This is a genomic window from Solirubrobacter phytolaccae (assembly GCF_027587195.1).
GTDB classification, from domain to species: Bacteria; Actinomycetota; Thermoleophilia; order Solirubrobacterales; family Solirubrobacteraceae; genus Solirubrobacter; species Solirubrobacter phytolaccae.
Genome location: NZ_JAPDDP010000091.1, coordinates 16207 through 27348, shown reverse-complemented (window position 1 = coordinate 27348; position 11142 = coordinate 16207). Strand labels below are relative to the sequence as shown.

The window sequence follows — 11142 nt, the reverse complement described above, 5'->3', positions numbered from 1 at the left end:
GTCGGGCGCAGCGGCGCGCGGCGAGTCGGGAGCGGCAGCGCGCGGCGCGGCGGTGGGCGCGCCCGCGGTCAGGGCGACGCGGCCGTGCATCGCGGCGCGGGCGATGATGTGCGGCACGGCCTGGCCGGTGAGGCCGAGCGTCTCGGCAAGCTCGTCGCGGGTCGCCGGCGCCGCGCGGACGAGGCGGTCGACGAGCGCGTCGGGGTCGGCCACGCCGAGTTGCGCGAGGCGGCGGTCGCTCGTGGCGGCGCGACGCGGGGCGAACAAAGGGTGCAGCCACGCGAGGTCCTCGACGTCGACGAGGTGGAGCGTCGAGCGCATCAGCCAGGTGACGAGGAGGCCGTCGCGGAACGAACCGCCGCGCGCCGACAGCGCGTTCGGGACGCTCGCCACGTCCTGGGCCTGGACGGCGAGCAGGTGGCGGACGACGTCGCCGCCGCCGGGCGCGTGCAGCCACTGGCCACGCGCACGCGCGCGGGCGACGACACGCGAGGCCGCGGCCGCGCGGCCGGGCCGCGCGCCGCGCGTCGTTTCACTCACCGCGGTCGCGGTCGTACGCGGCCACGACGCGCTTCGCGGCCTGAAGGCGCCAGGCGTCCTCGATCAGCTCGGACAGCTGCTCGAGGGACACCGTCTCCAGGCGGACGAGCACGCCCGGCCAGCCGTCGTAGTGGGGCGTGGAGAAGAAGACGTCGGGCTGGCCGAGCTTCAAGGCGTCCGCGTCGGCGACGTCCACGCAGCGCACGACCAGCGCGTCCGGGTCGGTGCGCATGCGGCACATGAACTTGTTGCGCACCTTCAGGGACGGCGTGCCGTAGGAGGTCGACTCCTCGCAGCCGGGGAGCTTGGCGGCGATCGCGCGGACGTCGTCCCAGGTCGGCATCAGCGGGCCTGCAGCGCGTCCAGTCCGACGGCGGTCGCGAGGATGAGGCGGCGGTCCAGCGTGCGGCCGGTGTCGCCGGAGAGGTCGATCGTGTAGGTGTCGCGGAACTTCCACGCCTGGCGGGTGTGGGTGCCGAGGAGCTGGTCGCCGCGCTTGAAGATGAAGTGGTACGGGATCGGCAGCCAGTCCGTGAAGCCGCCGATGAACGGGACGAGCCCGATGAAGCGGCGGATCAGCGCGATCGGGACGCTCTTCTCGGTGACGGTCGCGGTCTCGTTCCCGCCCGCGTCGAACAGGGTGTAGGTCGAGCGCAGCAGGCTCGCGCCGAACACCTTCTGGATCTGGCCGATCGTGGCGCCGGACGGGTCGGTGACGTCGTAGCGGGCGCGCGGGTCGAAGCGCTGGCGCGCCTTGAGCCGCATCAGCTCCTGCGACTTGGAGTCGTCCGTGTAGAAGCGGATGTCCTCCTTGAACGCGAAGCGCTTCTGCTCGACGAAGCAGACCGCCTGACCGTCGGGGAGCGTGAACTCGTACTGGTTGACCACCGGGCGAATGCGCTGGCGCAGGAGGAAGACGTCGTGCTCGTTCGGTTGGATCACGCCGGAAGCGTACGCTGCGAGGACCGATGGACGACTTCGAGGCACTGACGAACGCGATCGCCCTGGAGGGCCGGACCGTGGTGGACGTGGGCTGCGGCGACGGCGCGTTCGTGCGCGCCCTGCGTGGCGCCGGAGCGGACGCGCTGGGCGTGGACATCGACGTCGCGCGTGCGCGCGAGCTCGACCCCGACGGCCATTACCTCACCGGCGGCGCGCAGGACCTCCCGCTCGAGGACGGCTCGGTGGACGTGGCCACGCTGATGCGCAGCCTGCACCACGTCCCGGACCCGCACACGGCGTTCCCGGAGCTCAAGCGCGTGGTCCGCGACCTCGTCTACATCGCCGAGCCGCTCGCGGTCGGGGCGTTCTTCGAGCTGCTGCGCCCGGTCGACGACGAGACCGAGGTGCGCGCGCAGGCGCAGGCGGCGATCCAGGCCAGCGGCTTCGAGTCGCTGCAGACGATCGAGTACGACGTCGTCCTGCAGATCGACCGGCTCGAGCAGCTGCGCGACCGGATCCTCTCGGCCGACCCGACGCGGGCCGACCGCTACGCGCAGGAGGAGGAGAACCTGCGCGAGCGGTTCATGCCCGGCGCCTACCCGATCCCGATGCGGGTCGACATCCTGCGGCCTCGCTGAGAGCTCCGCTCGGGAGCGCCGGGCCCGTGCAAGCCCGACGCTCCTTCACGGAGGGTCTCCCTCTTAGGGAGTGGTGGTCGACAGCGTGAAGACGACGGTCTTCTTGTAGCTGCCGGTAAGCAACGACTCGGTGGCCGCGATCGACTGCTTGAGGTCGATCGGCACGGCCCGCGCCCCCACCGGGGTGGAGAACGTGGTCAGTGCCAGCCCGGTGCCGTTCAAGGCCCCGAACGCGCCGGTCCCGACCTTCAGCTGCAGCGGCTGCTCGAGCGCGAGCGCCCCGTTCACGAGCCGCCCGGGGGCGGTCGCGCTCGGGTCGCGCACGGTCAGCGCCGAAGCCGCCGAGCTCGACGTCACGGTGGCGGTGAGCTGCCCCGTGTAGTCCTTGGTCTGACCCGGCAGGAACGGCCCGAGCGCCCCGTTGCCGGCGAGCGCCAGCGCGAGCGTGCCGGGCACGGTCCCGCCGACCTCGACCGGGACCTCGGTCTTGTCACCCGGCTCCTGCGGCGCGACGCCACACGCCGCCGACGGGAGCACGCCCGCCGCGATCTCGATGCCGGAGCCGAGGTGCGAGAGGAACCCGGCCTCCTGGAACGTCGCCTGCGTGTGGCCCATGCCCGTGTACCAGGAGCGGCCGCCGTCGTAGCGCTGGCACCACGAGATCGGATGGTCGTCATCCGTCGCGTTGCCGTCGTCCTCCGCGTACGTGGCCTCGTCCATCGTCAGCAGGACGTGCACGCCGGGCGTGCTGCGGGGTGAGTAATCGTCACCACTGGAGTTGTCCGGCTTCTTGTAGTTGTACCACTCGTCCGTCCGTGCCCAGCGGGCCGGGAGGCCCTGGGTCGACACGTCCGTGAGGTCCTCCACGATGACGGTCGCGTTGGGCGTGCCGGCCGGGTGGTTGCGGAAGTACGCGCCCACCAGGCTGCCGTACCAGTGCCAGTCGTACTCGGTGTCGGCGGCCGCGTGGATGCCCACGTAGCCCTTGCCGCTCTTGATGAAGGCCTCGAACGCCGTCTGCTGCGCGGCGTTGAGGACGTCACCCGTCGTCGAGTTGAAGATCACGACGTCGTAGTGCGACAGGACCGCGGACGTGAACAGCGACGCGTCCTCGGTGGAGTCGACCTGCCAGCCCTTGGCCGTTGCGAGCCCCTGGATGGCGGTCACGCCCGCCGGGATCGCGTCATGCCGGAACCCGCCGGTCTTGGAGAACACGAGCGCGCGGAGCTTCTTCGACGGGTCGTCGGCGGCGAGCACCTGGACCGGGATGTCCCGGGTCGCCGTGCCGCCCTTGCCGTCGGACACCGTCAGCTTGACGGTGCGGTTGCCGGCGGTGTTGAACGTCGTGGACGCGGTCGCGCCCGTGGCGTCAGCGGTGCCGTTGCCGTCGAAGTCCCACGAGTACGTGAGCGCGTCGCCGTTGGCGTCCGAAGCGGCCGCGGCCACGTTCACCGCGAGCGGCGCGAAGCCGGCCGTCGGGGTGGCGGACGCCGACGTGATCACCGGCGGCGTGTTGGCGGAGCCACCACAGCCGGTCGACCCGTTGACCTTGAAGTAGTCGAAGGTCGCCGTGCCGCCCGCGCCGTCCACACCGGCGGTGTAGAGGCCGAACTTCATGTCCGGCGTCACGTTGGTCACCGGCGTGCCGACGTTCTGCCAGGTCGTGCCATTGAAGGACGCCTCGGCCTGGTAGTTGGTGCCCGACTTGGTCAGCCGCAGCCAGATCCCGGTCACGCCCGCGGGCACGTCCAGGTTCGGGCCGTTGGCGGTCACGCCCGCCGTCCGCGACCGGATCTCCATCCGGTTGATGCGGGTGTTGGTGGCGTCGGAGATCGCGTTGAACTTGATGAAGTTCGCGTCGTCCCCGTAGATCAGGATGCCCGCCTGGCGGTACTGGCCGACGAACGTCCAGGCCGACAGCTTGGTCTCGAGCACGTAGTCCGGCGACGTGTGGTCCGCCGTCTGGAGGATGTAGTTCTTGTTGTTGGCCCCGCCGACGTCGGCCTGGACCAGCGTCATCGTCAGGCCGCCGCTGCCGACGGAGTACAGCGACGTGTCCTCACGCGTGATCGCGTTCCAGCGCGTCTTGTCGAGCGACGTGCCGTCGAACTCGTCACCGGCACCGCCGCCACCGCCACCCGGCGTGGTCAGCGTGAACCAGTCGAACTCCGACGTGACCGCCGTGGCGGCCGCGTTGCCGAGCGAGAACATGCCGACGCGCACGGTGCCCGTGGGCAGGTTCGCCGGCTGGCCGACGACGGTCCAGTCCGTCCCGTTGGTCGACTGGTAGCCGCGGATCTGCGTGCCGTCGGACTCGATCTTCATGAAGAAGTCCTGCGGGTAGGTGCCGCCGAGCTGCGGGCCGGAGTCCGCCGAGCCGTTGCGCGGCGTGCCGGCGACCTCGTTGATGAACTCGAAGTGCTCGGTCACCGGGTTGGCCGGCGTGTTGTCGGCCAGGCGATCGAACTTCGTGTAGTTGTCGTCGTCGCCGTAGACGATCAGGCCCGCCTGGTGGTACTGGCGGTTGCCGCTGTGCTTGATCTTGCTGGTGATCGTCCACGGGCCGCCCGGCGCCGCGCGCAGGACGATGTTCTTGGCGTTGTTGTCGCCGCCGTAGACGTCGCCCTGGGCGGTCGGGATCTTCAGCGTCCCGCCGCCGACGACGAGGCCCTGGTCCCGGCGCACGACGTCCCAGCCGGCGCCGAGGTCGGCGCCGTCGAAGTCGTCGCGGTAGTTGGTGCCGCAACCCGCGGGCGCGTTCACCTTGATCGCGAACGTCTTGATGGTCGTGCCGCCCTGGCCGTCGGTGACGGTCAGCGTGGCCGTGTAGTTGCCCTGGTTGGCGTAGGTGTAGGAAGGCGAAGCCGCGGTCGACGTGTCCGTCGTGGTCCCCGGCACGCCGAAGTCCCAGGCGTAGCTCAGCGTCCCGCCGTCGGGGTCGGTCGCGGTCGTCTCGAACTTGACCGGCAGCGGCGCGGCGCCGGTCAGCGGCGTCGCCGTCGACGTGACGTCGGGCGCGGCCGTCTGCGCCGCTCCCTTGCCGACGAAGTCGATCCAGTTGAGGTTCAGCAGCGAGGCCGTCTGCCCCGGATTGCGGGTGATGACGAACAGCTCGTGCGTCCCGCTCGGCACGCCGGTGAGCGGCAGTGAGACGTTCTTGTACGTCTGCCAGTTGCCGGTCGGCGTGATCATCGCCGTCTTGCCCAGCAGCGGGCCGGTCGGCGAGTCGTAGCGCAGCTCGATCGTGCCGCCCGGGCCGGCCGAAGCCACCCGGAAGCGGGCCTCGGAGATGTCGGCCAGGTTGAACGGCTTGTAGGACGTGTAGTCGCCGTCCTCGATGAAGCCGACATTCGAGCCGCCGCCCTCGACGTCGGTGGTCGTCTCGATCTGCACGCCCGCGGTGCCGCCCGTCGTCCCGTCCGGCACGCGGCCGGTCGAGGCGAAGAACTCGGCCTGCTTCTGCTTGGGCTGCAGGATCGCCTCGGCGCGGCCGGTCAGCGCCAGCGCGCCGCCCTTGTCCGTGTAGCTCACCGAGATGACCGTGAACGTGTTGGCCTCCGGGCCGTGGCCGGCGGTCAGGCCTGAGGTCAGCGTCCCCTCGCAGCCCTGCGCGCTCGACAGGTCGTGCGCGTGCTCGTCATGGCCGAGCGAGATCTTCACCGTCAGCTGCGAGCAGTCGATGCCCGAGCCGGTCGAGCCGTCCTCCGGGTCAGTGACGGTGACCTTGTACGGGATCTTGTCCGTGAAGGACGCGAGCTTGCCGTTGAGCGGCGTCTCGATCGTCACCGTCGGCGCGCGGTTGCCGACCGTGATCAGGATGTTCTCGACGGCGCTCAGGCCGCCCGCATCACGCACGGTCAGCTTGGCCGTGTACGCGCCGTTGGCGGTGTAGGTGTACGAGGGGTTGGCGGCCGTCGAGTCGACGGTGCCGTCGGAGTTGAAGTCCCACGCGTAGGTGATGGCCTCGCCCTCGGGGTCCGCCGAGCCGGTCGAGTTGAACTGCACCGCGAGCGGCGCGAGCCCGTTCGTCACCGAGGCCGTGGCCTCCGCGACCGGGGCCTTGTTGCCGGCGACGTAGTCGATCCGGTAGACGCCCGAGTCGGCGTTGTCGCCGCCGAAGCCCGAGCCCCACTCGATCACGTACAGCGCGCCGTCGGGACCGAAGTCGAGGTCCATCGGGCGCTTGTAGCCCGTGCCCAGCGCGAACGGATCGACGGCCGTCATCCCGCCCGCCGCGTTGAGGTTCGCGGTCTTGATCCAGCCGTTGTTCCACTCGGCGATGAACCACTTGTCGTCGTAGAACGCCGGGAACTTGCGGTCGGAGTCCAGGCTCGCGTCGAAGTGGTAGCGCGGGCCGCCCATCGGGGCGCCGCCGGTGCCGAGGTTCGGGCGGAAGCGCGGGTCGGTGTCACCGAAGCCCATCCACGCCGACGCGGGCTGCGCGGGCGGGAGGTCGGTCAGGCCCGTGTTGTTGGGCGAGTCGTTCTTGAGGCTGGAGCAGTCGAACTTCGCGCCCGACGTCGAGGTCTCGAAGTTGTAGTCGTTGTACTGCACGTTGTCGCGGATGCAGTACGGCCAGCCATAGTTGCCGGCCTGCGGCACGACGTTGTACTCGACCGAGCCCTGCGGGCCGCGGTTGGCGTTCGTCGTGCCGGCGTCCGGGCCGTAGTCGGAGCTCAGGACCCAGCCGGTCTCGGAGTCGACCGTGATCCGGAACGGGTTGCGGAAGCCCATGGCGAAGATCTCGGGCCGCGTCTTCTCGACGCCCGCCGCGAACAGGTTGTTCGGTGGCACCGTGTACGTGTTGCCGAGGCCCGGCGTGCCGGTCGGGTTCTCCACCGGCTTGATGCGCAGGATCTTGCCGTTGAGGTCGTTCGTGTTGGCCGAGGTGCGCTGCGCGTCCCAGGCGCTGCGGCCCGCGCGCTCGTCGATCGGGTTGTAGCCGCCCGAGTCGAACGGGTTGGTGTTGTCACCCGTGGCGACGTAGAGGCTGCCGTCGGGGCCGAAGTACATCGAGCCGCCGGAGTGGCAGCACTGTCCGCGCTGGTGCGTGAACGTGAGGATCTTCTGCTCGGACGCGAGGTCGAGCGTGTCGCCGTTGACCTTGAAGCGGGCGACCACCTGCGTGTTCGAGCTGTCCGGGAGCTGCGAGTAGAAGAGGTAGACCCACTTCGACGTGGCGAAGTCCGGGGCGAGCTGGAGGCCGAGCAGGCCGTTCTCCTGGCTGCGCGTGACCGGGACCGTCCCCGCGGTGACCGTCTGCTGCGTGTTGGGCTTCCAGATCATCAGGCGCCCGTCGCGCTCGATGTAGAAGACGCGCCCGTCGGGGGCGACGTCCAGCTCCATCGGGTTCTGCGTGTTGTCGTCCAGCGTGACCTTCTGGAAGTCGCCGGCGACGGGCGCTTGCGCGTCCGCCAACGCCGTCCAGGTCAGGCACACGAGGACCGCGGCGAGGGCCGCGACCGTCTTCAGCATCGTCCGTTCTCTCCTACGGGGTCGTCGTCGAAAGCGTGAAAGTGAGCGTCTTGGCGTACGCGCCCGTGTGCAGGCCGTCCGTCGCCGCGATCGGCTGTTTCAGCCCGATCGCCACGGCTTCGAGGCTCTTCGGGCCGGCGTAGCTGACGAGCGGCGTGGGTGCGCTCGCGCCGCCCACCGGCGCGAACGCACCTGCCCCCGCCCTGACCTGCAAGGCCTGCGGCAGCACGTAGCTGCCCTGCACCAGGTGGCCGGTCGCGGTGCTGCTCGCGTCGTGCACGGTGAGCGCCGCGTTGGGCGTGGTCGTGGTGACGGTCGCGTCCAGCGTCGCCGTGTAGTCGGCGGTGACGCCGGGGCGGAACGTGCCGAGGTTCGCGGTCGGCTGGTTGAACGCGAGCGACAGGACCTGCGGCACGGTGCCGCCGACCTCGGTCTCCGCGCTCACCGAGTCCACGAACGCCAGCGATTGCCAGCGCGCGCGGTCGTCGGCGCCGAGCGCCTTGGTGAACATCGCCGTGCGGTCGATCTCCGCGCTGATGCGCTGGCCGCCGCCCTGGTCCGCGCCGATCCGCAGCTCGGCCGGCGCGCAGCCGTCGATCGCGAGGTTCGGGATCGAGCCGCCACCGGCGCGCACGCCGTCGACGTAGACGTCGACCTCACCCGTGCGCGCGGCGGTGATGACCAGGTTGATGAAGCGCCCGCTCGGCAGCACCGCGTTGGTGGTCAGGCCGACGCCCGAGGTGATGATGCGCACCTGGTTGCTCGGCGTGAGGTCGATCAGGAAGCCGACGCCGTCGCCACCGCTGGCCGTCTTCCAGTCCCAGATGCGGCGGTAGGAGCTCGCGGCGTTGATCTTGATCTCCGCGGCCCATGTCGCCTCGCGCAGGTAGCCGAGCGTGGTGGTCGGCGTGCGCAGGAAGCGCGTGCCGGTGACGCTCGCGCTGGAGCCCGTCGGGCCGGTGGCGAGGTACGTCGCGGCGCCGCCGCTCCACAGGCCGTCGCGGTCGTAGGACGAGGAGTCGTTGATCGTGTCGCCGGCCTTCGGGTCCCAGGCGAACAGCGGCGTCTGCGTCGGCGTCGGGCACGGGCCGGGCGGCTCGTAGCCGGGGACGTCGAGGCCGATCCGCGCGTTGGAGCTCGCGAGGTGGCGCGCCGCGGTCGGCGGCGTGCCGGTGAGCGTGGCGGTCGGCAGCGCGCTGGTGGGCGCGGCCGGGCGCTGGATGAGGTACGTACCGTTGGCGGCCGCCGGGAGCGTGATGAGCGCGGCGTTGGTCGCGGGGACGACGACCGTGCTCGGGCTCGAGCCGGACACGATCTGCGCGTCCTGACCCGGCCACGGGTTCTTGATCCGGATGCTGCGCGCGGCGGGACCGTTGACGAGCGCGGCCGTGGTGACGGCGCCCTCCTGGACCTGCACGCTGATCTTCGAGCGGTGCTGCAGGAAGACCGTGCCCTCGGCGGTCCAGCCCGGCGGGACCGCGGGCGCGATCCGCACGATGCCGTCGAAGTCGGTCGCGAGCGCCTCGTTGATCGCCAGCGCGGTCACGCCGGCGTGCTCGTCATAGGTGTTGGTGGCGCCGGACGGGCCGAGGTTCGCAAGCCCGTTCGAGAAGATCTGGTAGGAGCTCGTCGTGGCCCGCAGGCGCGCCGCGACCTCCGCCCCGTTGTGCAGGCGCGCGGCGTCGACCGCGTCCAGGCTCCAGTCGTTGGCGTTCACGAAGCGGCGCGTGGCGTAGCTCGCCTTGGCCATCTCGAACTCGGCCGGCGTCTGGTCGGTCACCGTGTTGAACGGGAAGACCGTCTCCAGGTCGAGGTTCTCGACGTTGCGCAGCTGCGCGAGCGGCTGCGCCGAGTAGGCGAACACCGTCTGGCCGTTGCGCGTCTCGGTCGGCAGGTCGAGGAGCTTCGGGATCGCCGCCTGCAGCTGGGTGACGAGCGCCGCGTCCTGGCCGAGCAGCGTCGCCGCCTCGACCACGATCGGGAACAGCGTCTTCATCGCGAGCCGGTCGGTGATCGGGTCCGCGACGTCCCACTGCGTCTCGTGCGCGTTCGACGGCGACGTGTGCAGCTTGCCGTCCGCGCCCTCGACCGCGTAGGCGAGCAGGAAGCGCGCCGCGTCGGCCATGAAGGGGTAGTTGTGCTCGAGGAAGGTGCGGTCGTCGGTCGCCAGGTAGTGGCGCCACATCGACAGGCTCACGTTCGCGCCCGTGGTCAGGTTGCGGCGGTTCCACTCGGGCGGGCCGGCCGCGATGCAGCTCGGGTTGCCGTCGTCGGTACCCGTGTACCAACCGGTGCCGTCGAAGCGCATCGTCTCCGGGACGCAGATGCCGGGGCGACCGCCCATCCGCTCGGTCGTCCACTTGCGGATGTTCTCGAGGTTGTCGCGGTAGAGCCGGTAGCGCGGCAGGTTCGCGTCGGTGTTGCCCGCGCCCATGTTGGCCGCGAGGTGCATGCGCATGTTCCAGTGCCAGTAGTGGCCGCCGCCCCAGCCCTGCGAGTCGCGGCTGAAGTTGAACATGGGCTGCGTGCCCGCCTGGCCCGTCGCGAACGTGCCGCGCTCGGCGGCGCCCTGCACGTACAGGAAGATCGTCCGCAGGTTCTCCATGTAGTCCGCCGTGCCGTCCGCGGACTGCAGCCGGATCAGGCCGACCTTGTTCCAGTACTGCTGCCACCACGCGGTGTGCGCGGCGCGCAGGTTGCCGGTCGTGTCGGCGCCGATCGCGCTGGCCGCTCCGGCCTGCGCGTCACCGCCGGCCCACGTCGGGGAGCCGACGAGGACGCGGAACGTGCCGTCCGCGTTGGGCTTGAAGGTCACCTCGACCGTGCGCGCGTCGACGACGCGCGCGGTGACCTCACGCCCGCCGGCGGTGACGGCGGCGAGGGAGCCGAAGGTCTTGCCGGTGCCGCCCGTGAACGAGCCCGTGTCCACCCACGTCTCCGCGAGGCGGGCGATGCCGTCGCTCGCGGCCGCGGTGGGGTTGCGGCCGCTCTGCAAGTTGATGCGCGCGGTCTGCGTGCTGTTCGGGTCGGCGCCCGTGACGTCGACCACAAGCTGGTCCTTGTCCGCGCGGATGTACGTCGTCGCGGTCATGCCGCCGCCCTGCTGGCGGAAGGTCGCGTCGTACAGGTCGACGCTGCCCTTGTAGTCGGCGGCGTTCGTGAGCGGCGCGAGGCCGGGGATCGTCACCTGGCCCGGCGACTTGCGCGTCGGCCACGTATCCGTGCGGTTGAGCTGGGCGGTGAACCCGCCCGCGCCCCAGACCGCGGCGCCGAGCGTGCCGTTGCCCAGCGGCATCAGCTGGTTCGCCTGCAACGGCGGCGAGCCCAGGATGATGTTCGCCCGGCGCACGACGTTCGGCGTGTCCACCCGGAAGGCGTTGTCCACCCATGCGGTGCTCGGCGCGGCCGAAACGCTCGGCGGCGCGATGACCATCCCTGTCAATCCAGCGACCAGCAACGCCGCAGCGCGGCGTGGGGCTCTCCTCCCCGACATCCAGACCTCTCCTCGGTGTGACCGGTTTGAACGGCCGCGCAACTATTCACCCGA

The 11142-nt window shown here is 70.9% G+C and carries 6 protein-coding genes; 1 reads left to right on the top strand and 5 read right to left on the bottom strand.

Annotation, left to right across the window (positions count from 1 at the left end; translation table 11 throughout):
- The 3 genes from OJ997_RS31745 to OJ997_RS31735 all read right to left on the bottom strand — a co-directional run.
- Positions 1-540, bottom strand: a 540-nt coding sequence (locus OJ997_RS31745; RefSeq protein ID WP_270029393.1) for a DNA glycosylase AlkZ-like family protein, incomplete at its 3' end; no start/stop codon positions are given.
- Positions 533-883: an MmcQ/YjbR family DNA-binding protein gene (locus OJ997_RS31740; RefSeq protein WP_270029392.1), complete on the bottom strand. Its 351-nt coding sequence runs from the start codon at positions 881-883 to the stop codon at positions 533-535. The genes OJ997_RS31745 and OJ997_RS31740, both read right to left, overlap by 8 nt.
- Positions 883-1482 carry an LURP-one-related family protein gene (locus tag OJ997_RS31735; RefSeq protein WP_270029391.1) on the bottom strand — a complete coding sequence of 200 codons (600 nt, stop codon included), beginning with the start codon at positions 1480-1482 and terminating at the stop codon, positions 883-885. The genes OJ997_RS31740 and OJ997_RS31735 overlap by 1 nt, the downstream gene beginning before the upstream one ends.
- Positions 1483-1508: 26 nt before the next feature.
- Here OJ997_RS31735 and OJ997_RS31730 point away from each other — a divergent pair, with 26 nt between their 5' ends.
- On the top strand, positions 1509-2120 hold the full coding sequence (locus OJ997_RS31730; protein ID WP_270029390.1) for a class I SAM-dependent methyltransferase: 612 nt from the start codon (positions 1509-1511) through the stop codon (positions 2118-2120).
- Positions 2121-2183: 63 nt separating this feature from the next.
- Here the strand turns inward: OJ997_RS31730 and OJ997_RS31725 are convergent, their stop codons facing one another.
- Both OJ997_RS31725 and OJ997_RS37945 read right to left on the bottom strand, forming a co-directional pair.
- Positions 2184-7595 carry a ThuA domain-containing protein gene (locus OJ997_RS31725; protein ID WP_270029389.1) on the bottom strand — a complete coding sequence of 1804 codons (5412 nt, stop codon included), beginning with the start codon at positions 7593-7595 and terminating at the stop codon, positions 2184-2186.
- 13 nt (positions 7596-7608) lie between these two features.
- A complete protein-coding gene (locus tag OJ997_RS37945; protein ID WP_270029388.1) occupies positions 7609-10980 on the bottom strand; it encodes a glycosyl hydrolase family 95 catalytic domain-containing protein in 3372 nt (1123 codons plus the stop codon).
- Positions 10981-11142 lie beyond the last annotated feature (162 nt).